Origin of the sequence: Pseudomonas protegens CHA0, from assembly GCF_000397205.1 — a bacterium.
Taxonomy (GTDB): domain Bacteria; phylum Pseudomonadota; class Gammaproteobacteria; order Pseudomonadales; family Pseudomonadaceae; genus Aquipseudomonas; species Aquipseudomonas protegens.
The window spans coordinates 1,941,710-1,962,862 of the sequence record NC_021237.1 but is presented as its reverse complement, the minus strand read 5'-3'; the positions used below and the strand labels follow the sequence as shown (position 1 = coordinate 1,962,862).

Genomic DNA, 21,153 nt, shown 5'->3' with positions numbered 1-21,153 from the left:
CTTTTTTTCGCCTGCCAGAAGGCTCAGACCGAGAAACGCGCCACCATGCTGTTCAGGTCCACCGCCAGGCGCGACAACTCCTGGCTGGCCGCACTGGTCTGATTGGCCCCGGCGGAGGTCTGCAAGGCCAGGTCGCGGATGTTCATCAGGTTGCGGTCCACCTCCCGCGCCACTGCCGCCTGCTGCTCCGAGGCGCTGGCAATGACGATGTTGCGCTCATTGATCTGGGTGAAGGCCGATGCGATTTCCTCCAGCGCCTGTCCTGCCGCCTTGGCCACCTCCAGGGTCGAATGGGCGCGGTTGTTGCTCTGCTGCATGGAACTGACGGCCTGGTCGGTGCCCTGCTGGATACCGCCGATCATCTGCTCGATTTCCTGGGTCGACTGCTGGGTCCGATGAGCCAGGGCCCGGACTTCATCGGCCACCACTGCGAACCCGCGTCCCGCATCCCCGGCCCGTGCCGCCTCGATGGCCGCGTTCAACGCCAGCAGGTTGGTCTGCTCGGCAATGGAACGGATCACCTCCAGTACCTTGCTGATGCCATAGACCTTCTGCGCCAGATCCTCCACCTGGCTGGCATTGGCCGTCACGTCCTGCGCCAGCGACTCAATCGAGAGCACCGTCTGGTGCACCTGCTCGCGCCCGTGCTGGGCGATGCGGTCGGACTCCCGCGAGGCCTCGGACGTGGCCACTGCGTTACTGGCCACCTCCTCCACCGCTGCGGTCATCTGGTTTACCGCCGTGGCCGCCTGTTCGATCTCCAGGCTCTGCTGATGCAGGCCACGGGTCGCATCCTCGGTGACACAACTGAGCTCTTCCGAGGCCGAGGCCAGCTGGCTGGATGAATCGGAGATGCGCCGGATGGTTTCCCGCAGGCTGTGCTGCATGGCCTTGAGCGCGTGCAGCAGCCGCGCCGGCTCGTCCCTGCCGGTCACCGTGATAGTGCCGGTCAGATCGCCGCCGGCCACCACTTCGGCCACATTCAACGACTGCGCCAGAGGCAGGACGATACTGCGGGTCAACAACAGGGCCAGGCCGATGGTAACCAGCGCCGCCAGGGCAATCATGCCGATCACCCATACCCGCGACTTGCTGAACACCGCCTGGGCCAGATCGGTGGCATGGGTCGCGCTTTGCTTGTTCAGCTCCACCAGCTCGTGCAGGGTCGCGGCCATCTCATCGGCCAGCTGGTTCATTTCGCCATTGACCACCTTGACCGCTTCCTCCAGCTGGTTCTGGCTGGAGAGCTGCATGACCCGTTCCTGGCGTTGCAGGTACTGTTTTTCGATGGTCTTGAAACGATCGAACAGGACCCGCTCCTGGGGCAGGAGGATCAAGGATTCGTAGCGGCTCTGGGCAACCCCCAGGACACTCTTGATCTCGTTGATCTTGTTTTCGTTCTGGGTGATCGCCTGCGGGTCGCGATTGATCAACAGCCGCAGGGTCAGGGCGCGAATGCGCAGCAGGTCCTGGTTCATTTCCCCTACGGACATCACGCTGGGCAGCCAATTGCTTTCCACTTCATCGGACTGCTGGCGCATATTGCCCATCTGCATCAAGGCGAATGCCCCCAGGGCAAACACCATCAACGCCAGCAAGCCGAAACCCAGGCTCGCCCGTAACGCAATGTTCAGACTTCTAAGACTCATTCCTCTGGCTCCTTCCTAGAGCGCTGCAAGAACTTGCAGCAGGGTGCTCTTAGACGGTATCGGGCCATTGGAAAATTGCGTAAGACAAAAACGTGATATCAAAACGCCCTAGCACTCCAATACTTGGGCGTAAAACGATTCAGCGCACAGAAAATCGCTGTTCTGCCAACAATCGGTCGCCCTGGAAGACCATGAAACGCCACTCGCCCGGGACCACCTCATGGCTTTCGGTGAACTCATAGGCCATCACATCCTGGGGAGCGTTAGGCACCAGTTTCTGAGTGATTTCGAACTTGTCATGGCGTACCCCGTCCGGCGTACGGATGCCCGGCGTCAGGTAAAGAAGAGTCAGGGGCTGATCTTCGGCCACCTTGCCCAGCAACTGGTAACGCATGCCGAACTTGGTCCCCAGCCTGGCGGGCACCACAGAAGTCTGCTGGATCTTCTCGTTGCTGCGGCGCAGCACCCGCTCCCCCGATTGCAGCTCGGCCTTGGGACCTTCGAACACGCCGTATTCCACCGGCCCTTCGACACGGACTTCGGCGCTGGCCAGGCCACTGAAGATCATCAGCGCCGCCAGTGCGCTTAAACGAGTGAGGTGCATATCGCGCTCCTTGATTGAGATGGCGCGAGCTTATGAAGCAGGCATGACAGGCTGATGACAGTCTGGCGCCTGCTAGGGACGATGGTTGGCGGGAAGGATGGCGAGGAAATTGTCATGGGCCACCTTGCGTGCCACCTCCTGCGGCAAGGCGTCAAGAAAGCCATCGAACCCCCGCAGCTCGCTCCCCAGCTTGTTGAAGCGCCCGACCACGTCCGAACCCAGCATGAAGCGCTCCGGGAAGCGCTCCACCAGCTGCAGCCAGGCCGGGTCGGGGTTGCCCTGCTTATCCAGCAGATAGGGCGTGAGCAGGCTCCAGGACAGGTCGATGTAGAGGTTGGGGTAGCTCTCCAGCAGCCGCGTCAGGGTCGGCAGCAGGAACTCCAGCCGGGTCTGGTGACGATGGATCTCGGCACTGGTGCCGGCATGGGCCCAGATAAAACGCGTATGGGGGTGATTGCGCAGCGGCTCTTCGATTTCCGCCAGGTACAGCGGATTGCGCTCGCGCTTGGAGGTGATGTTGGAGTGCAGCATGACCGGCAGGTCGTTCTCGGCCGCCAGGTGATAGACCTTGGTCATCGCCTCGTTATTGGCCCGCGGCGTGTCGCCGGCGGTCAGCGCGGTGAGATCGTCGTGCCGGGTGAAGACCTCGCCGATGCCCTGCCACAGCCCCGGGTCGAGATCGAGCATGCGCTGGATATGCGCCGCGGAATTCTTGTCGTTGGGGTTGAACCCCGAAAGGAACGGATGAAAGCGCCGGCGCTGCTCGGCCGGCAGCTTTTTCACCGCGGCGGCCACCAGCACGTCGGTGGCGCTGTACCAGTAGGCCGCGGCATCGTCCCCGGCGTAGTAGCGCGGGCGCTTGGGCTCATCCTCGTGCCATTTCTTGGCCACCGGAATCCCCGCAATCATCACCTGCTCGATGCGGTTGTCATCCATGGCCTTGAGCAAGGCTTCCATGCCCGCGGTTTCCTGGAAGAAGTCCACGTAATGCAGGTGCGCGTCGCTGTACACATAGTCACGCGCCTGGGCCAACGCCAGCGGCAGCACCAGCAGCGCCCACAAACAGCCTGCTTGAACAGGGTTCCAGTGCACCGGGCCGCCTCCCATGGATCGAAGCAGGATAGACCGCGACGCCGAGCCGCAGGTTCAGAAAAAGGGGAACGCCCGCGCTTCGATATGCTCTATAACTTCAGCACCCTTACAGCCTGATCCTTATTCATCACTGCCTGAGGTTTGCCATGACCATCACCGTCAATACCGAGTCCAGCGAAGGTTTCCGCCACAGCATCCAGGTCGACGACCACCAGTTGTTCACCGACCTGCCCAAGTCCGCCGGGGGCGAAGGCACCGCCCCCGAGCCCCATGACTACTTCGATGCCGCCCTGGGCGCCTGCAAGGCCCTGACCCTCAAGCTCTACGCGCAGAAGAAGAACATCCCGCTGACCGGGGTCACCGTGGAGATCAAGCACGACAACAGCGAAGAGCAGAAAGGCAAGTACGCCCTGCATGTGAAACTGACCCTCAAGGGCGTGCTCACCGACGCCCAGCGTGATGAGCTGCACCGGGTGGCCGACCGTTGCCCGATCCACAAGCTGATGACCACCAGCGAAGTCAGCATCGAGACCCACCTCTCCGAAGGTGCCTTCAGCCAGTAGCGGCAAGGCTGGCACAAGCGGGTTATGCTCCCGGGCATAACCCGATCAGCCTGGAATCCGCCATGAACTCCCCCCTCGTGATCCGTCCCCGTGCCGAGGACGTTGAAGGCCAACCCATCCTGCGCCCCCTGCCTTCGGCCCAGTGCCGCAGTGTCGGGCCTTTCGTGTTCTTCGACCACATGCTGGAAACCCGCTACCCGCCGGGCAAAGGCATGAATATCCGCCAGCATCCGCATATCGGCCTCTCCACCCTGACCTACCTGTTCGCCGGGCAGATCCAGCACAAGGACAGCCTGGGCTCCGACCAGATCGTGGGCGCCGGGGACGTCAGCTGGATGACCGCCGGCAGCGCCATCGCCCATGTCGAGCGCACGCCAGCACTCTTGCAGGCCCAGGGGTTTGCCATGCACGGCCTGCAGGTCTGGCTGGCCTCGCCCAAAGAACAGGAGCAGGGCCCGGGGCACTACAGCCATCACCCGGCCAACAGCCTGCCGGTGAGCGACAACCTGGGGGTGAGCATTCGGATGATTGCCGGCAGCGGTTTCTGCCTGCAGTCGCCGGTGCCGGTGCTCTCCCCCACCCTGTATGCCGAGCTGCGGCTGCAGACCGCCACCAGCCTGCTGATTCCCACCGAGCATCAACAGCGTGCGCTGTATGTACTGGAGGGCGAGGCACAACTGGACGGCGAGCCATTACCCGTGCACTCGCTGGTGGTATTGCCAGAGGGGGAGAACGCCACGCTGTTCGCCGAGAGCGATTGCCATGCGGTGCTGATCGGCGGCGCCGCCCTGGACGGCCCGCGGCGGATCAACTGGAACTTCGTCGCCAGCGATCCACTGTTGATCGATGAAGCTCGCAGACGCTGGGCCGCCGGGGACTGGCCGCAGGTGCCGGGAGAAAGCGAGCGCATCGAATTGCCACCCGCCCGCCACTGATCGGTAGGGACCGGTTTGCCGGCGAACAGGCCCGTGAATCTGGCGTTGCTCTCACTGACGCCTTCGCTGGCAAGCCAGCTCCTACGGGATCAGGGTCGGTGGGTCAGCCGCTAAAGACTTCGTCCAGCAGGTAATGCATGGTGGCGAAGGCCCGGGCCGAGGTCTTGGCGTCGTACATCATCTTGCCCGGCAGGTTGGCGTGGGTGTCGGTGAAGGAATGCACCGCGCCACCGTAGCTGACCAGTTGCCAGTCCACTCCCGCGGCGTCCATTTCCGCTTCGAAGGCCGGCAGTTGCTCCTTGGCCACGAACGGGTCCGCCGCGCCGTGCAGTACCAGTACCGAGCCCTTGATGTTGTTGGCATCGGCAGGGTTGGGGGTGTCCAGGGTGCCGTGGAACGACACCGCCGCCTTCACCGGCGCGCCACTGCGGGCCAGTTCCAGGGCGCAGCAGCCGCCAAAGCAGAAGCCGAAGGTGGCCAGCCTGGAGGTGTCCACCGCGGCTTCGCCCTGGCTCTGCAAGGCCGCAAAGGCCGCCTGCATGCGCTTGCGCAGCAACGCCCGATCATCCTTGAGCGGCATCATCGCGGCACCGGCCTGGCTCGCATCGCCGGGGCGCAGCGACTGGCCATACAGATCGGCGATCAGCACCACATAACCCTTGGCCGCCACCGCCTCGGCGATCTTCTCCGCTCCGGCGCTGACACCCATCCAGTTCGGCGCCATCAGCAACCCCGGACGCGCAGCTTTATGGGCGGCATCGAAGGCCAGGCGGCCTTCATAGGGCTGGCCATCGATCTGATAGACCACGGAACGCACTGTGATTTGACTCATGACTCAGCTTCTCCAGTAGGGGGACACCAGAATGAAAAAACCCGCCGAAGCGGGTTTTTCTTGCAACGTGGTTAAACCGACAGCTCCACCAGCAGCTTGTTCAGTCGGCGCACATAGGCCGCCGGGTCCTTCAAGCTGTCACCGGCCGCCAGGGCCGCCTGATCGAAGAGGATGTGCGACAGGTCGCCAAAGCGCTCTTCGCTCTGCTCGCCGTCGAGTTTCTCGATCAGCGGGTGAGTCGGGTTGAACTCGAAGATCGGCTTGGAATCCGGAACCTTCTGCCCGCTGGCTTCAAGGATCTGGCGCATTTGCAGCCCCAGGTCCTGCTCGCCAATGGCCAGGATCGCCGGCGAGTCGGTCAGGCGGTGGGAAACCCGCACTTCGCTGACGCTCTCGCCCAGGGCGGTCTTGATCCGCTCAACCAGGCCTTCCTTGGTCTTGGCGACTTCCTCGGCAGCCTTCTTGTCCTCTTCGGAGTCGAGGTTGCCCAGGTCCAGGTCGCCGCGCGCCACGTCGACAAAGCTCTTGCCGTCGAACTCGTTGAGGTAGCTCATCAGCCACTCGTCGATACGGTCGGTGAGCAGCAGCACTTCGATGCCTTTCTTGCGGAAGACTTCCAGGTGCGGGCTGTTCTTCACCTGGGCGTAGGATTCGCCGGTGAGGAAGTAGATCTTGTCCTGGCCTTCCTTGGCGCGAGCCAGGTAGTCGGCCAAGGAGACATTCTGCTCGCCGTCGTCGCCCTGGGTGGAGGCGAAGCGCAGCAGGCCGGCGATCTTCTCCTTGTTGGCGAAGTCCTCGGCCGGGCCTTCCTTCATCACCTGGCCGAAGTTCTTCCAGAAGCCCTTGTATTGCTCGGGTTCGTTCTTCGCCAGTTTCTCCAGCATGTCGAGGACACGCTTGGTCAGCGCCGACTTCATCGAGTCGATGATCGGGTCTTTCTGCAGGATTTCCCGCGAGACGTTCAGCGACAGGTCGTTGGAGTCCACCACGCCCTTGATGAAACGCAGGTACAGCGGCAGGAACGACTCGGCCTGATCCATGACGAACACGCGCTGCACGTAGAGCTTGAGGCCCTTGGGCGCTTCACGCTGGTACAGGTCGAACGGCGCGCGAGCCGGTACGTAGAGCAGCGAGCTGTACTCCAGCTTGCCTTCGACCTTGTTGTGGCTCCAGCTCAGCGGGTTTTCGAAGTCATGGGCGATGTGCTTGTAGAACTCCTGGTATTCCTCGTCCTTGATCTCGGTACGCGGACGAGTCCACAGCGCGCTGGCGCGGTTGACGGTTTCCCACTCCAGCGCAGGTTTCTCTTCGCCTTCAGCGGCAGCGGCTTCTTTGGGCAGCTCGATCGGCAGCGCGATGTGGTCGGAGTACTTCTTGATGATGTTGCGCAGGCGCCAGCCATCGGCGAACTCGTCTTCACCGGATTTCAGGTGCAGGACGATGCGGGTGCCGCGCTCGGCCTTGTCGATGGTCGCAACTTCGAACTCGCCCTCGCCCTTGGAAGACCAGTGCACGCCTTCGCTGGCAGGCAGGCCGGCACGGCGGCTGAACACTTCAACCTGGTCGGCCACGATAAAGGCGGAGTAGAAGCCAACACCGAACTGACCGATCAGGTGCGAATCCTTCTTCTGGTCGCCAGTGAGGTTCTTCATGAAATCGGCGGTGCCGGATTTGGCGATGGTCCCCAGGTGGGTGATCACATCTTCTCGGCTCATGCCAATACCGTTGTCTTCGAGGGTGACGGTTTTCGCGTCCTTATCGAAGCTCACACGGATTTTCAGTTCGGCGCCACCTTCCAGCAACTCGGGCTTGGACAGGGCTTCGAAGCGCAATTTGTCGACGGCGTCAGAGGCGTTCGAGATCAATTCGCGAAGGAAGATTTCCTTGTTGGAATACAGCGAATGGATCATGAGGTGCAGCAGTTGCTTCACCTCGGTCTGGAAGCCCAGGGTTTCCTTTTGAGTTTCCACACTCATGGTCATCAAACTCCAATCAGATGGCATTGGCCGCGTTCCGGGAGCGGAGGGCGGCGGGATGACATGAAAGTGGGGGTCGCTCGCTGGATTTCAAGGGCCGGTGCTCTCTTCGATCTTGAAATGTGCGCGAGCGGTGGCAATCGACTCCTCGGCAGTGCTCTGCCAGGCGGTGATGGCGACATTGGCCACCCTTCTGCCCTGCCGGCATACCTGGCAGCGGGCAAAGGTGTCGCGAAACTGCCCGGCGCGCAGGTAGTCGAGGGAAAAGTCGATGATTTTCGGCACCCCGGGCGAGCCGGTGAGAATCAGCAAATGCAAGGCGGCCGCCAGTTCCATGAAACCGGCGATCACTCCACCGTGCAGGGCTGGAAGCAGAGGGTTGCCGATATTGTCCTTGTTGGCCGGCAGGCGAAACAGCAGTTCATCTCCCAGTTGCGTGCACTCGATGCCAATCAGCTTCGCGTAGGGGATCTGCTCCAGCAACGCGGTGTAATCGCCCTGCTGGCGAGCCTGCTCCAGGAGTGCTCGAAGGTCCGTGCTCATGCCCGCTCCCCCTTGATTGAGCTGGCCAGCCCGCGGCTGCCCTTGAGCCCCCGGCCCATGCGCATGAAAGTGCCGACTACATGAGCCACGGGACGCTCGGGATCATCCTGATAGGCAAAGCCGCGGGTAAAGATCACATCGGTGGTGACCCGGTAACACTGGGCAAAGCCGTGCACGTCATGATGAGGGACCGCCGGATGCATATAGTCTATGCGCAGGTCCAGGGTCGGACACACTTCGAACTCCGGCAGCACGCAAAGCGTGGCCATGCCACAGGCGCTGTCCATCAGCGTGGTCAGGGCACCGCCGTGAATGATCCCGGTTTGCGGGTCGCCGACAATCTGCGGACTGTAGGGCAAGGTCAGGGTCAGGCCCTCTTCAGAGGCGCTATGTACCCGGATGCCCAGCACCTGGCAGTGGCGCAAGGCGGAAAGAAAGCGCGCCGCACGCTCAGAAATAGGGTTTTGCGCCATGGGATTTATCTCTTTTTATTGTCGGGAATGTGCGTTGAATGAAGCAGGCAAAAGTTCCATGAAATGACTACTTAATATATCTGTGAGTCTCAAGGAACTTAAATCACAAGGCCATGATCGAAAGGCCAGTAGATATCTTCACTAAGGAGAAACACCCCATGCGTAAGACTTTAGCTATTGCCCTGATGCTGACCGCTTCCCTCGGTCTGGCTGCCTGCGACAAAAAATCCGAGGACAAAGCTCAAGATGCCAATCAACATGCTGAGCAAGCCCAACAGAAAATGAACGAAGCTCAGGATAAAGTGAACGACGCGGCAAAAGAAAACGCCGAAGCAGCCAAAGATCAGGCTGAATCCAACAAGGCTGCTGCTGAAGAAAGCGCCAAGGAAGCAGCTCCTAAAACCAACTAAGTCGGTTTTAGCGCAACAAAGAACAAAGCCCGCCAAGTGCGGGCTTTTTCTTGCTCGTAAAACAGTCGCTCAATACAACAGTGCTTAGTTGCCGGGCAAGCAACTAAGCGTTGAAGATCAGCCGCCTGCCCCCAGGAACAATTCGTCCTGGCGGGGCTCTGCCTGCAACGGCTGCATTGGCACCGACTCATTGCCCGGGGACTCCAGTGCATAGTGCAAGGGGCTGGAAATGGGCAGCAACCTGATGGGAAAGTCGTAGTGGGCGGTAAAAGGCGCCAGCCATTGGCGGGACTGGTAATCCGCTGCCGCGATACTCATGAAGCAAGGGTGCGGGATGTCCTGCGGCGAACGCCCGGCCAGCAACATGACCCATTCCCAGTCAGTTGCCGCTTCGACCTTGAAGCTCCCGTCATCGGCCGTCAGGAACTGTGCGCCACACAAGGCGCCCTTGGCCCCGGCGATCGGCACGCCGCTCAATGCATCTACCACCCTGCCCCGGGCTTCGCCATTCAGATACAGGGTTTGCGCCCTGCAGCCCGACAACAGGAAGAACCCCAGGCACAGGTACTTCAGGGCACGCGAACTGCTCATTGGCCAACTCCTTTCAACCGTTCAATCGATCAGCCATCAACGCTCAGGCTGCATCTTTGGGGCTATCGACCACAGGTTGTTCTGTCGGTGTATAGACCATGACTTCAAGTACATCGGAGTGGAACTCCCGCCGATACAGGACAAACACCACACCCGCGCTCATCAGCATGAATAACCAGGGGCTGACGAACCAGGCCAGCATGGTCATGCCGAAGTAATAGGAACGCAATCCGAAGTTGAACTGGTTAGCCGCCATGGAAATTACCCGAGCCGCTCGCGATGCAAAAGCCTTGCGCTCCTGCTCGGAAACATGACGCTCGCCGATCATTGGCGCCGACCCCACCAGCACTGCGGCGAAGTTGTACTGGCGCATGCACCAGCTGAAGGTAAAGAAGGCATAGACGAACACCAGCGCCAGGCACAGCAGCTTGATTTCCGACATGCCCTGGGACGCCTGCTGGACCATCGGAATGTCCGCCAACAGCGACACTGCACGCTCCGAGGCGCCCAGCACGGTGAGAATGCCCGCCAGGATGATCAGGGTACTGGAGGCGAAGAACGAGGCATTGCGCTCCAGGTTGCCGATCACGCTGGCATCGGCGATGCGGTTGTCCCGCAGCAGCATGCGGCGCATCCAGTCCTCGCGATACAGGTGCAGGACGCTGGCCAGGCACGCGGTGTCCCTTCCCTTCCAACTGGCGTAGCGGGTATAGCCACCCCAGCAGACGACGAACCACAGGGCGGCCAGTAGGTGGATCAGGTTGGCTTGAACGAACGACATGCAAATTCCTGTAAGGCGTTGGCAGAAGACAAAAGCAAAGGGCACTGCTTCGACGCCCCGCAGGGGAAAAAGACACCGCTGTACGCCCATAAAAAATGCCCCGCATCCATCGATGCGGGGCATTTTTTAGGGGGCTCGGGGGCCGCTTGTGGCGACCCCGGGCCATCAACTTCAGGTCAGGCCAGGGCTTCGCTGCGCTTGCCCAGCAGGCGATCGCAGATCACTGCCACCACCAGCACGATCACCGACGGCACCAGCCACGCCAGGCCCTGCTCGCTCAGCGGCAAGTGCGACAGCTGGGTTGGCATCCAGCCGGCCAGGCCCGCGCCCTTGAGGGCATCGATCAGGCCGAACACGAAGGACACCAGCATCACCGGGCCGACGATACGGCGCTGGTCCTGCCAGAAGTCCTTGCAGAAGCTCAGGGCCACCAGGGCGATGCACGGCGGGTAAATCGCGGTCAGCACCGGGATCGAGAACGCGATCAGCTTGGTCAGGCCCAGGTTCGATACCAGCAGCGAGAACGCCGCGAGGATCACCACCAGCGTCTTGTAGGACAGCGGCAGGACACGGCTGAAGTACTCGGCGCAGGCGCAGGTCAGGCCCACGGCGGTCACCAGGCAGGCCAGGGAGATCAGCACCGCGAGGAAACCGCTGCCCAGGGAACCGAAGGTGTGCTGCACATAGGCGTGCAATACCGCGGCGCCGTTGCTAGCACCGGCGGCCACTTCATGGCTGCCCGAGCCCAGGCGGAACAGGCTGACGTAGACCAGCGCCAGGCCGACCCCGGCGATCAGGCCGGCGATCACGGCATAACGGGTAATGAGCCGAGGCGACTCGACCCCGCGGGAACGGATGGCATTGACGATGACGATGCCGAACACCAGCGCGCCCAGGGTATCCATGGTCAGGTAACCATTGATGAAGCCCTGGGAGAACGGTGCTGCAACGTACTCGGGAGTGGCGGTGCCGATGTCGCCGGCGGGCAAGGCAAAGGCCGCAATGCCCAGCACAGCCAGGGCGATGATCTTCAGCGGCGCCAGGAAGCGTCCGACGGTGTCCAGCAGCCGGCCCGGGTACAGGGAGATGAAGAACACCAGCAGGAAGTACACCGAACTGTAGAGGAACAGGGCCAGCGGGCTTTCGCCGGTCAACGGCGCCAGGCCCACTTCAAAGGACACGGTAGCGGTACGTGGCGTGGCGAACAGAGGGCCTACCGCCAGGTAGCAGACCGCTGCCAGCAGGCCACCGGCCAGCTTGCCGATAGGCGTGCTCAGCGCGTCCATGGCGCCGCCGACCTTGGCCAGGGCAACCACGGTGATCACCGGCAGACCGACCGCGGTGATCAGGAAGCCCAGCGCCGCCATCCAGACATGGGGTCCGGACTGCAGGCCGACGATAGGCGGGAAAATGATGTTGCCGGCCCCGACGAACAGGGCAAAAGTCATAAAGCCGAGTGCCAGGATGTCCTGGCCTTTCAACACTTTCATTAAGGAAATACCACACTACTGAATCGGAATTTAGAGAGGGATTTCCCTTATGGGTGAGGGAAATGCTGCCAGTCCGTATAAGACTGACCCGTTTAGCGCGCAGCGACCTTGTGGGCAGCAGACGCAAAAAGAGGCGGCTAGATTACAGAATCGGTAAGACAAGCGCACTGTTCCAGGGCGAACTATCCGATATGCGACAGAATGATGTCGCATTTTTGAAATTATATTTCCCCCAGGCTCTGTGCAGGATGCAGGTCTCCTACGGCAGAAAGCACAAAGGCCACCCGAAGGTGGCCTTTGCTGGTTTTGCGTCAGCTAAGCGCGAGGCTTACTTGACAGCCCAACCGGTCAGCTCGGCCAGGGCCTTGCCGATGTCTGCCAGCGAACGCACGGTTTTTACACCGGCGTCTTGCAGAGCAGCGAATTTCTCGTCTGCAGTGCCTTTGCCGCCAGAGATGATTGCGCCAGCATGGCCCATGCGCTTGCCCGGAGGAGCAGTCACACCAGCGATGTAGGAAACAACCGGCTTGGTCACGTGAGCCTTGATGTAGGCAGCAGCTTCTTCTTCAGCCGAACCGCCGATCTCGCCGATCATCACGATCGCTTCGGTCTTCGGGTCTTCCTGGAACAGCTTCAGGATGTCGATGAAGTTCGAACCCGGGATCGGGTCACCACCGATGCCGACGCAGGTGGACTGACCGAAACCGGCGTCAGTGGTCTGCTTCACAGCTTCGTAAGTCAGGGTGCCGGAACGGGAAACGATACCGACCTTGCCTGGCAAGTGAATGTGACCTGGCATGATGCCGATCTTGCATTCGCCTGGGGTGATCACGCCTGGGCAGTTAGGGCCGATCAGGGTCACACCCAGCTCGTCGCACTTAACTTTAGCGTCCAGCATGTCCAGGGTAGGAATGCCTTCGGTGATGCAGACGATCAGCTTGATGCCGCCGAAAGCAGCTTCCAGGATCGAGTCCTTGCAGAAAGGAGCTGGAACGTAGATCACGCTGGCGGTGGCGCCAGTGGCAGCTACAGCGTCTTTCACGGTGTTGAACACTGGCAGGCCCAGGTGCTCGGTGCCGCCTTTGCCAGGAGTTACGCCGCCAACCATCTTGGTGCCGTACTCGATGGCTTGCTGGGTGTGGAAACTACCTTGCGAACCGGTAATACCCTGGCAGATAACTTTGGTGTCTTTATTGATCAGGACGCTCATTATTTGCCCTCCGCAGCTTTGACAACTTGTTGAGCAGCGTCGGTCAGGCTGGTAGCAGCGATGATGTTCAAGCCGCTTTCTGCCAGTACTTTAGCGCCCAGTTCAGCGTTGTTGCCTTCAAGGCGAACAACAACCGGGATTTTCACGCCGACTTCTTTCACGGCGCCGATGATGCCTTCGGCAATCATGTCGCAGCGAACGATGCCGCCGAAGATGTTGACCAGTACTGCAGCGACGTTGGTGTCGGACAGGATGATCTTGAAGGCTTCGGTCACGCGCTCTTTGGTAGCACCACCACCTACGTCGAGGAAGTTGGCTGGCTTGCCGCCGTGCAGGTTGACGATGTCCATGGTACCCATGGCCAGGCCGGCACCGTTGACCATGCAGCCGATGTTGCCTTCCAGAGCTACGTAGTTCAGTTCGAACTTGGCAGCGTGGGCTTCGCGCGGATCGTCCTGGGACGGATCGTGGAAGGTTTTCAGCTTAGGCTGACGGTACATGGCGTTGGCGTCGATGTTGATCTTCGCGTCCAGGCAGTGCAGATCGCCGTCGGCCTTGATCACCAGCGGGTTCACTTCCAGCAGGGCCAGATCGTGATCCTGGAACAGTTTGGCCAGACCTACGAAGATCTTGGCGAACTGGGCAACTTGCTTGCCTTCCAGACCCAGTTGGAAAGCCAGCTCGCGACCCTGGAATGGCTGAGCGCCAACCAGTGGATCGATAGTGGCCTTGAGAATTTTTTCTGGAGTGTCGTGAGCGATTTTCTCGATGTCCACGCCACCTTCGGTGGAAGCCATGAACACGATGCGACGGCTCGAACGGTCAACGACAGCGCCCAGGTACAGCTCTTTAGCGATATCAGTGCACGATTCAACCAGGATCTTGGTGACAGGCTGGCCATTGGCGTCAGTCTGATAGGTCACCAGACGCTTGCCCAACCACTGCTGAGCGAATGCCTTAGCGTCTTCTTTGCTGCGAACCAGCTTAACGCCGCCCGCTTTACCGCGACCACCGGCGTGAACCTGGGCTTTGACAACCCACTCGGAGCCGCCGATTTTGTCGCAAGCTTCTGCTGCTTCTTCCGGGGTGTCTACCGCGTAGCCTTTGGATACTGGCAGGCCGTATTCAGCGAACAGCTGCTTACCCTGATACTCGTGAAGATTCATGCTTTTTACCGTCTTCGTTAGGTACTGCGCATTCGGCGCTGCGCTCAAGATTGAGTGCCGCACCACCTGTGACCGCTACTCTCAAAACCAGCGCCACACCTGAACCCGGAGCCTGGGCCCCGGTCCAGTGTGTGGCGCTACCTCGAGAGGTCGAGTCCAGCGGATATTCCGCGGTGAGTCTTGCGCACAAGGCTCACGACGGGCCAACCGCCGTGGTTTCTTATTATTGCTTAGCGTTTCTTGCGGTTGGCAATGTGGATGGCAGTGCCATTCACAGCCAGAGCTGCTTCGTGCAGGGCTTCGGACAGGGTCGGATGGGAGAAAACCATCATGCCCAGGTCTTCGGCGCTGGTGCCGAATTCCATGCCGATCGCACCTTGCTGAACCAGTTCCGCAGCGCTTGGGCCAATCACGTGGACGCCCAATACGCGGTCAGTCTTGGCATCGGCGATGACTTTGACGAAACCACCGGTGTCGTTGGCTGCCATGGCACGGCCGCTGGCGGCAAACGGAAAGGTGCCGACGTTAACTTCAACGCCTTCAGCTTTCAAGGCCTGCTCGGTTTTACCGACCCATGCAATTTCCGGGTGAGTATAGATAACCGAAGGGATCAGGTCATAGTTCATCTGGGCTTTGTGGCCCTTGATGCGCTCGGCAACCATGATGCCCTCTTCCGAGGCCTTGTGAGCCAGCATCATGCCGCGCACCACGTCACCGATGGCGTAGACGCCCGGTACGGTGGTAGCACAATGATCGTCAACGTGCACGAAACCGCGCTCGTCGAGGGTCACGCCGCAATCGGCGGCCAGCAGATCGGTGGTCACCGGACGGCGACCAACGGCTACGATCAGCTTGTCGAAAGTGATGGTCTGTTCGCCGTTGGCATCGGTATAGGTCACTACGACTTCTTCGCCGTTGACCTTGGAGCCGGTCACGCGAGCGCCCAGCTTGATGTCCAGACCCTGTTTGGTCAGGGTTTTCAGCGCTTCCTTGGAGACAGCGGTATCAGCGGCCATCAGGAAGGTGTCCAGGGCTTCCAGGACAGTCACTTGCGCACCCAGGCGCGACCATACCGAACCCAGTTCCAGGCCGATGACGCCAGCGCCGATCACGCCCAGGCGTTTTGGTACGGATTGGAATTCCAGAGCGCCGGTGGAATCGACGATGACATTCTGATCGACCGGAGCCGGTGGAATGTCGATCGGACGCGAGCCTGGAGCCAGGATCACGTTTTCGGCTTCGATCACTTCAACCGAACCGTCAGGCTTGGTGACTTCGACTTTCTTGCCGGCCAGCAGTTTGCCGTGGCCCTGGATCGAAGTGACGCCATTGGCTTTGAACAGGGTGGCAACACCGCTGGTCAGGCCTTTGACGATATTAGCCTTGCGACCCACCATGGCTGGTACGTCCATGGTCACGCCAGCGTGGTTGATACCGTGGATGGCAAAACCGTCCTGGGCTTCGTGGAATTTCCAGGAGCTGTCCAGCAGCGCCTTGGAAGGAATGCAACCGACGTTCAGGCAAGTACCACCGAGGGCCAGCTTGCCCTCTTTATCGGTGTACTTCTCGATGCAAGCGGTGGTGAAACCGAGTTGTGCGGCCTTGATTGCGGCGACATAACCGCCTGGGCCCGCGCCAATCACTACCACGTCGAATTTCTGAGTCATAAAAGGTTCCTTTTAACGGCAAGCTAGAAGCTGCAGCCGCAAGCTTGAAGCCTCTTGCCCTGGGGCGCGAAGCTTCCCGCTGCAGCATGCAGCTGCTTTTTAGATGTCCAGGAGCAGACGAGCCGGGTCTTCCAGCAGGTTCTTGATGGTCACCAGGAACGTCACGGCTTCTTTACCGTCGATCAGGCGGTGATCGTAGGACAGCGCCAGGTACATCATCGGACGGATGACCACTTGACCGTTGATCGCCATAGGACGCTGCAGAATGTTGTGCATGCCCAGGATCGCGGCTTGTGGCGGGTTGACGATCGGGGTCGACATCATCGAACCGAAAGTACCACCGTTGGTGATGGTGAAAGTACCACCGGTCATCTCTTCCATCGACAGCTTGCCGTCACGGGCCTTCTTGCCGAAGGTGGCGATGCCGCCTTCGATTTCGGCCAGGCTCATCAGTTCGGCGTTACGCAGAACCGGAACCACCAGGCCACGGTCGCTGGAGACCGCAACACCGATGTCGGCATAGCCGTGGTAGACGATGTCGGAACCGTCGATCGAGGCGTTGACAGCCGGGAAGCGCTTCAGGGCTTCGGTGGCGGCCTTGACGAAGAACGACATGAAGCCCAGGCGTACGCCATTGTGGGACTTCTCGAACAGATCCTTGTACTTCGAACGCAGGGCCATGACTTCAGTCATGTCGACTTCGTTGAAGGTGGTCAGCATCGCCATGTTCGACTGGGCTTCAACCAGACGCTCGGCAACCTTGGCACGCAGGCGGGTCATAGGCACGCGCTTCTCGACGCGATCACCGGCAGCGAAGACCGGAGCAGCAGCGGCAGGAGCCGGAGCCTTGGCAGGCGCGGCAGCCGGAGCGGCTTTCTTCGCGGCAACAGCAGCGACCACGTCTTCCTTGGTCACACGGCCGCCTTTGCCGGTACCGGCAACGGAAGCGATGTTGATACCGTTTTCTTCAGCCAGCTTGCGCGCGGCAGGAGCAGCGATTGGATCGTCTTCGCCATCGGCAGCAGCCGGGGCAGCAGCGGCGGCGGCCGGAGCGGCGGCGGCAGCAGGAGCAGCGGCAGCGGCAGCAGCGCCGCCTTCAACGATGGAGCCCAGGACTTCGTCGGACAGAACGGTGTCGCCTTCGTTCTTGACGATAGCGCCCAGCACGCCGTCAGCGGTGGCCAGAACTTCCAGCACGACCTTGTCGGTCTCGATGTCAACGATCAGCTCGTCACGCTTGACGGCGTCGCCCGGTTGCTTGTGCCAGGTGGCAACGGTGCCATCGGCAACCGATTCCGGGAAAGTGGGGGCTTTGATCTCGATAGCCATTATCTGTGGTTCCTTAAATTCGGTTTCAGGTGCGCGAAGGCGTTAAACAGTAAAGGCATCTTGCAGCAGTTTTTCCTGCTGCTCAGCGTGCATCGATGCATAACCACAAGCTGGAGCAGCAGAAGCGTCACGGCCCGCGTACTCGAGTACGAGCGACTTGTTGTGACCGCTGATGATGCGACGCATGTGATGCTGGCTGCAGTACCAGGCACCCTGGTTCATCGGCTCTTCCTGACACCAAACGATGTGTTTGACGTTTTTGTACGGAGCCAGGACTTCGATCAAGTCGTCCTCAGGGAATGGGTACAGCTGCTCGATACGCACGATGGCGATGTCGTCACGACCTTCGGCACGGCGTTTTTCCAACAGGTCGTAGTAGACCTTGCCGCTACACAGAATGATGCGACCCACGTCTTTTGGATCCTGGGCATCGATTTCCGGGATAACGGTCTGGAACGAACCTTCCGCCAGATCTTCCAGGGTCGAGATGGCCAGTTTATGACGCAGCAGGGATTTCGGTGTCAGCACGACCAGCGGCTTGCGCAGCGGACGAATCACCTGGCGACGCAGCAAGTGGTAGATCTGAGCCGGCGTGGTCGGTACGCATACCTGGATGTTGTGCTCGGCGCACAGCTGCAGGTAACGCTCCAGACGAGCCGAGGAGTGCTCGGGACCCTGACCTTCATAACCGTGTGGCAGCAGCATGGTCAGACCGCAGAGACGGCCCCACTTGTGCTCGCCGCTGGTGATGAACTGGTCGATCACTACTTGTGCACCGTTGGCGAAGTCGCCGAACTGGGCTTCCCAGATCACCAGCGCGTTAGGCGTGGTGGTGGAGTAGCCGTATTCGAACGCCAGTACGGCTTCTTCGGACAGGAACGAATCGTACAGGTCGAAACGTGGCTGGCCTTCGTACAGGTGCTGCAACGGGATGTAGGTGCCGGCGTCCTTCTGGTTGTGCAACACCGCATGGCGGTGCGAGAAGGTGCCGCGGCCGATGTCCTGGCCGGTCATGCGAATCGGGTGACCTTCGAACGCCAGGGTCGCGTACGCCATGGTTTCAGCGTAACCCCAGTTGATCGGCAGGCCGCCGGCTTGCATCTTCTGACGGTCTTCGTAGATCTTCGCGACCTGACGCTGAACCACGAAGCCTTCCGGCAGCTCCAGCAGCTTGGCGGACAGTTCCTGAAGAGTCTTGAGGTCGAAGGTGGTGTCGTGACGCGCGGTCCAGGTATGGCCCAGGTACGGACGCCAGTCCACGAACAGCTCTTTGTTCGGCTCCTTGACCAGGCTCTTGACCACGTGCAGACCGTTGTCCAGCGCGTTGCGGTATTCGTCGACTTTCGCCTGAACACGCTCTGCGTCGAGCACACCGCCCTGGGTCAGGCGATCGGCATACAGTTCACGGGTGGTGCGCTGCTTGGCGATCTGCTGATACATCAGTGGCTGGGTGCCGCTTGGCTCGTCGGCCTCGTTGTGGCCGCGACGACGGTAGCAGACCAGGTCGATCACCACGTCGCGCTTGTACTGCATGCGGTAGTCGATGGCCAGCTGGGTCACGAACAACACGGCTTCCGGATCATCACCATTCACATGGAGGATCGGTGCCTGGATCATCTTCGCAACGTCGGTGGCGTACTCGGTGGAGCGCGAGTCCAGCGGGTTGCTGATGGTGAAACCGACCTGGTTGTTGATCACGATGTGCACAGTGCCGCCGGTACGGAAACCGCGGGTCTGGGACATCTGGAAGGTTTCCATCACCACGCCCTGGCCGGCGAACGCCGCGTCACCGTGGATCGAGATCGGCAGAACCTTGTCGCCGGTCTGGTCGTTGCGACGGTCCTGACGAGCGCGCACCGAACCTTCGACCACTGGAGAAACGATTTCCAGGTGGGACGGGTTGAACGCCATCGCCAGGTGAACTTCGCCACCGGTGGTCATGACGTTGGACGAGAAGCCCTGGTGGTATTTAACGTCACCGGAACCCAGCTCGACCTTCTTCTTGCCTTCGAACTCGTCGAACAGCTCGCGCGGGTTCTTGCCGAAGGTGTTGACCAGCACGTTCAGACGGCCACGGTGGGCCATGCCGATAACCACTTCCTTGGTGCCGTAGGAACCGGAACGCTGGATCAGCTCGTCGAGCATCGGAATCAGGCTCTCGCCGCCTTCCAGACCGAAACGCTTGGTGCCCGGGTATTTGGTACCCAGGTATTTTTCCAGGCCTTCAGCCGCAGTGACGCGCTCGAGCAGGTGGCTCTTGATGTCGGCGGAATAGGTCGGACGGCCGCGTACGCTTTCCAGACGCTGCTGGAACCACTGACGCTGCTCGGAATCGGTGATGTGCGTGAATTCAGCGCCAATGGTGCGGCAATATGTCTGCTGCAACGCTTCGTGAATTTCGCGTAGGCTCGCTTCCTCTTTGCCGATGAACAGGTCGCCGGCACGGAAGGTCGTATCAAGATCGGCATTGGTCAAGCCGTAATGATTGATCGACAGGTCTGCAGGTGCAGGACGCTGCCACAGCCCCAGCGGGTCCAGCTGGGCTGCCTGGTGGCCACGCATCCGATAGGCCTGGATCAATCGCAGCACTTCAACTTGCTTCTTCTCGTGCTCACTGCTCACGCTACCGGCGGATACCGGTTGGGCGCGGCGCTGGTTCTTTGCCAGCAAGACGAAATGATCGCGGATTGTCGAGTGCGAAACATCGATGGCAGTGCTGCCGTCGGTAGGCAACTTCTGAAAGTAAGTGCGCCACTCTTCTGGCACAGCGTTAGGGTCGTGCAGGTAGAGCTCGTAGAGCTCTTCCACATAGGCAGCGTTACTACCGGATAGGTAGGCGCTGTTCCACATGCGCTGCATCACGCTTTCTTGCATGCTTGGTCACCCTCGGTTAGGGGAACACCACCGGCGACGACACCGAGCAAGCTTGCAGAAGTCCGAATGCAGCGACCAAAACAAGCCACTTAGGATCACGCTGATAGTCCGGGTACCAGCCCGGATGCCCCTGCTTGTCTCATTTCTTCAAAATATAGAGCAGCCACTTTGTGAGCTGCTGCTCAGGTTAGAGCCATGACGCGGGTTGAAGCCCGCGCCGTGGCTTTTACGGGTACAGCGGTCCTACGGGTACAACAGCTGAATCACACGCCACTCTGCAGCAGCATGTTACGAATGTGACCGATGGCCTTAGTCGGGTTCAGGCCCTTCGGACAAACGTTGACGCAGTTCATGATGCCCCGGCAGCGGAATACGCTGAACGGGTCGTCCAGGGAAGCCAGACGCTCGGACGTCTTGGTGTCACGGCTGTCTGCCAGGAAGCGGTAGGCTTGCAGCAGGGCAGCTGGACCCAGGAACTTGTCCGGGTTCCACCAGAAGGACGGGCAAGAGGTCGAGCAGCAAGCGCACAGGATGCACTCGTACAGACCGTCGAGCTTCTCGCGCTCTTCCGGGGACTGCAGACGTTCGATGGCCGGAGCCGGCGTATCGTTCTGCAGGAATGGCTTCACCTTCTCGTATTGCTTGTAGAAGATGCTCATATCGACGACCAGGTCACGGATAACCGGCAGACCTGGCAGCGGGCGAACAACCAGCTTGTTCTTCTTGACCACGGCAGACAGCGGCGTGATGCACGCCAGACCGTTCTTGCCGTTGATGTTCATGCCATCGGAACCGCAAACGCCTTCACGGCAGGAACGACGGTAGGAAAAACCTTCGTCCTGCTCTTTGATCAGGGCCAGCACGTCCAGCACCATCAAGTCCTTGCCACCGGTGTCTACCTGGAAAACCTGGGTTTTCGGAGCCGAGTCGGTGTCAGGGTTGTAACGATAAACTTCAACTTGCAACAT

At 60.4% G+C, this 21,153-nt stretch carries 19 protein-coding genes and 1 pseudogene; 3 read left to right on the top strand and 17 right to left on the bottom strand.

Annotated elements, in window-relative coordinates; all coding sequences use genetic code 11:
* Positions 1–23: 23 nt before the first annotated feature.
* From PFLCHA0_RS32265 to PFLCHA0_RS08835, 4 genes and pseudogenes are all read right to left on the bottom strand, one after another.
* Positions 24–887 (bottom strand): methyl-accepting chemotaxis protein, encoded by an 864-nt coding sequence (locus tag PFLCHA0_RS32265; RefSeq protein ID WP_404940410.1) that lies wholly within the window; start codon positions 885–887, stop codon positions 24–26.
* Positions 879–1,649, bottom strand: a pseudogene (locus tag PFLCHA0_RS32260) (MCP four helix bundle domain-containing protein); the annotation flags it as partial. The gene PFLCHA0_RS32265 and the pseudogene PFLCHA0_RS32260, both read right to left, overlap by 9 nt.
* Before the next feature lie 139 nt (positions 1,650–1,788).
* Complete coding sequence (locus PFLCHA0_RS08840; protein WP_015634675.1) at positions 1,789–2,253, bottom strand: DUF3859 domain-containing protein; 465 nt, start codon at positions 2,251–2,253, stop codon at positions 1,789–1,791.
* A gap of 72 nt (positions 2,254–2,325) precedes the next feature.
* Positions 2,326–3,360, bottom strand: a complete 1,035-nt coding sequence (locus PFLCHA0_RS08835) for an amidohydrolase family protein (RefSeq protein ID WP_015634674.1) — start codon at positions 3,358–3,360, stop codon at positions 2,326–2,328.
* Between the two features lie 131 nt (positions 3,361–3,491).
* On the opposite strand from PFLCHA0_RS08835, the gene PFLCHA0_RS08830 reads away from it, so the two are divergent.
* Positions 3,492–3,908 carry an OsmC family protein gene (locus PFLCHA0_RS08830; protein WP_011060062.1) on the top strand — a complete coding sequence of 139 codons (417 nt, stop codon included), beginning with the start codon at positions 3,492–3,494 and terminating at the stop codon, positions 3,906–3,908.
* A gap of 62 nt (positions 3,909–3,970) precedes the next feature.
* Positions 3,971–4,843 carry a pirin family protein gene (locus PFLCHA0_RS08825; RefSeq protein WP_015634673.1) on the top strand — a complete coding sequence of 291 codons (873 nt, stop codon included), beginning with the start codon at positions 3,971–3,973 and terminating at the stop codon, positions 4,841–4,843.
* 103 nt (positions 4,844–4,946) lie between these two features.
* On the opposite strand, the gene PFLCHA0_RS08820 is transcribed toward PFLCHA0_RS08825, so the two are convergent.
* The 4 genes from PFLCHA0_RS08820 to PFLCHA0_RS08805 form a co-directional block, all read right to left on the bottom strand.
* On the bottom strand, positions 4,947–5,675 hold the full coding sequence (locus PFLCHA0_RS08820; protein ID WP_015634672.1) for a dienelactone hydrolase family protein: 729 nt from the start codon (positions 5,673–5,675) through the stop codon (positions 4,947–4,949).
* A 71-nt stretch (positions 5,676–5,746) separates the two neighbouring features.
* On the bottom strand, positions 5,747–7,651 hold the full coding sequence (htpG, locus tag PFLCHA0_RS08815) for a molecular chaperone HtpG (protein WP_011060059.1): 1,905 nt from the start codon (positions 7,649–7,651) through the stop codon (positions 5,747–5,749).
* A gap of 90 nt (positions 7,652–7,741) precedes the next feature.
* Positions 7,742–8,194, bottom strand: a complete 453-nt coding sequence (locus PFLCHA0_RS08810; protein WP_015634670.1) for a PaaI family thioesterase — start codon at positions 8,192–8,194, stop codon at positions 7,742–7,744.
* Positions 8,191–8,667, bottom strand: a complete 477-nt coding sequence (locus PFLCHA0_RS08805; RefSeq protein ID WP_015634669.1) for a PaaI family thioesterase — start codon at positions 8,665–8,667, stop codon at positions 8,191–8,193. The genes PFLCHA0_RS08810 and PFLCHA0_RS08805 overlap by 4 nt, the downstream gene beginning before the upstream one ends.
* Before the next feature lie 158 nt (positions 8,668–8,825).
* Here PFLCHA0_RS08805 and PFLCHA0_RS08800 point away from each other — a divergent pair, with 158 nt between their 5' ends.
* Positions 8,826–9,077: a hypothetical protein gene (locus PFLCHA0_RS08800; RefSeq protein WP_011060058.1), complete on the top strand. Its 252-nt coding sequence runs from the start codon at positions 8,826–8,828 to the stop codon at positions 9,075–9,077.
* A gap of 117 nt (positions 9,078–9,194) precedes the next feature.
* Here the strand turns inward: PFLCHA0_RS08800 and PFLCHA0_RS08795 are convergent, their stop codons facing one another.
* From PFLCHA0_RS08795 to PFLCHA0_RS08755, 9 genes are all read right to left on the bottom strand, one after another.
* The gene (locus PFLCHA0_RS08795; RefSeq protein ID WP_015634668.1) at positions 9,195–9,668 is read right to left on the bottom strand and encodes a hypothetical protein; all 474 of its coding nucleotides are present in this window, start codon (positions 9,666–9,668) and stop codon (positions 9,195–9,197) included.
* A 43-nt stretch (positions 9,669–9,711) separates the two neighbouring features.
* On the bottom strand, positions 9,712–10,449 hold the full coding sequence (locus tag PFLCHA0_RS08790; protein ID WP_011060056.1) for a DUF599 domain-containing protein: 738 nt from the start codon (positions 10,447–10,449) through the stop codon (positions 9,712–9,714).
* Between the two features lie 176 nt (positions 10,450–10,625).
* Complete coding sequence (gene brnQ, locus PFLCHA0_RS08785; protein ID WP_011060055.1) at positions 10,626–11,939, bottom strand: branched-chain amino acid transport system II carrier protein; 1,314 nt, start codon at positions 11,937–11,939, stop codon at positions 10,626–10,628.
* Between the two features lie 328 nt (positions 11,940–12,267).
* Entirely contained in the window at positions 12,268–13,149 is an 882-nt protein-coding gene (sucD, locus tag PFLCHA0_RS08780; RefSeq protein WP_003223019.1) for a succinate--CoA ligase subunit alpha, read from the bottom strand.
* Entirely contained in the window at positions 13,149–14,315 is a 1,167-nt protein-coding gene (gene sucC / locus PFLCHA0_RS08775; protein WP_009047768.1) for an ADP-forming succinate--CoA ligase subunit beta, read from the bottom strand. Before sucC ends, sucD begins: the two co-directional genes overlap by 1 nt.
* A gap of 230 nt (positions 14,316–14,545) precedes the next feature.
* A complete protein-coding gene (gene lpdA, locus PFLCHA0_RS08770) occupies positions 14,546–15,982 on the bottom strand; it encodes a dihydrolipoyl dehydrogenase (RefSeq protein WP_011060054.1) in 1,437 nt (478 codons plus the stop codon).
* 99 nt (positions 15,983–16,081) lie between these two features.
* Positions 16,082–17,311, bottom strand: coding sequence for a 2-oxoglutarate dehydrogenase complex dihydrolipoyllysine-residue succinyltransferase (gene odhB, locus PFLCHA0_RS08765; RefSeq protein ID WP_015634666.1), 1,230 nt, complete (start codon positions 17,309–17,311; stop codon positions 16,082–16,084).
* Positions 17,312–17,353: 42 nt separating this feature from the next.
* Positions 17,354–20,185 (bottom strand): 2-oxoglutarate dehydrogenase E1 component, encoded by a 2,832-nt coding sequence (locus PFLCHA0_RS08760; protein ID WP_011060052.1) that lies wholly within the window; start codon positions 20,183–20,185, stop codon positions 17,354–17,356.
* A gap of 263 nt (positions 20,186–20,448) precedes the next feature.
* Positions 20,449–21,153, bottom strand: a complete 705-nt coding sequence (locus tag PFLCHA0_RS08755; protein WP_011060051.1) for a succinate dehydrogenase iron-sulfur subunit — start codon at positions 21,151–21,153, stop codon at positions 20,449–20,451.

Coding starts and splice junctions, on each gene's coding strand:
- sucC (WP_009047768.1), bottom strand. CDS start 14,315: ATGAATCTTCACGAGTATCAGGGTAAGCAGCTGTTCGCTGAATACGGC.
- odhB (WP_015634666.1), bottom strand. CDS start 17,311: ATGGCTATCGAGATCAAAGCCCCCACTTTCCCGGAATCGGTTGCCGAT.
- htpG (WP_011060059.1), bottom strand. CDS start 7,651: ATGAGTGTGGAAACTCAAAAGGAAACCCTGGGCTTCCAGACCGAGGTG.
- PFLCHA0_RS08830 (WP_011060062.1), top strand. CDS start 3,492: ATGACCATCACCGTCAATACCGAGTCCAGCGAAGGTTTCCGCCACAGC.
- PFLCHA0_RS08820 (WP_015634672.1), bottom strand. CDS start 5,675: ATGAGTCAAATCACAGTGCGTTCCGTGGTCTATCAGATCGATGGCCAG.
- PFLCHA0_RS08800 (WP_011060058.1), top strand. CDS start 8,826: ATGCGTAAGACTTTAGCTATTGCCCTGATGCTGACCGCTTCCCTCGGT.
- PFLCHA0_RS08840 (WP_015634675.1), bottom strand. CDS start 2,253: ATGCACCTCACTCGTTTAAGCGCACTGGCGGCGCTGATGATCTTCAGT.
- brnQ (WP_011060055.1), bottom strand. CDS start 11,939: ATGAAAGTGTTGAAAGGCCAGGACATCCTGGCACTCGGCTTTATGACT.
- PFLCHA0_RS32265 (WP_404940410.1), bottom strand. CDS start 887: ATGCAGCACAGCCTGCGGGAAACCATCCGGCGCATCTCCGATTCATCC.
- PFLCHA0_RS08835 (WP_015634674.1), bottom strand. CDS start 3,360: ATGGGAGGCGGCCCGGTGCACTGGAACCCTGTTCAAGCAGGCTGTTTG.
- PFLCHA0_RS08755 (WP_011060051.1), bottom strand. CDS start 21,153: ATGTTGCAAGTTGAAGTTTATCGTTACAACCCTGACACCGACTCGGCT.
- PFLCHA0_RS08760 (WP_011060052.1), bottom strand. CDS start 20,185: ATGCAAGAAAGCGTGATGCAGCGCATGTGGAACAGCGCCTACCTATCC.
- sucD (WP_003223019.1), bottom strand. CDS start 13,149: ATGAGCGTCCTGATCAATAAAGACACCAAAGTTATCTGCCAGGGTATT.
- PFLCHA0_RS08795 (WP_015634668.1), bottom strand. CDS start 9,668: ATGAGCAGTTCGCGTGCCCTGAAGTACCTGTGCCTGGGGTTCTTCCTG.
- PFLCHA0_RS08810 (WP_015634670.1), bottom strand. CDS start 8,194: ATGAGCACGGACCTTCGAGCACTCCTGGAGCAGGCTCGCCAGCAGGGC.
- PFLCHA0_RS08805 (WP_015634669.1), bottom strand. CDS start 8,667: ATGGCGCAAAACCCTATTTCTGAGCGTGCGGCGCGCTTTCTTTCCGCC.
- lpdA (WP_011060054.1), bottom strand. CDS start 15,982: ATGACTCAGAAATTCGACGTGGTAGTGATTGGCGCGGGCCCAGGCGGT.
- PFLCHA0_RS08790 (WP_011060056.1), bottom strand. CDS start 10,449: ATGTCGTTCGTTCAAGCCAACCTGATCCACCTACTGGCCGCCCTGTGG.
- PFLCHA0_RS08825 (WP_015634673.1), top strand. CDS start 3,971: ATGAACTCCCCCCTCGTGATCCGTCCCCGTGCCGAGGACGTTGAAGGC.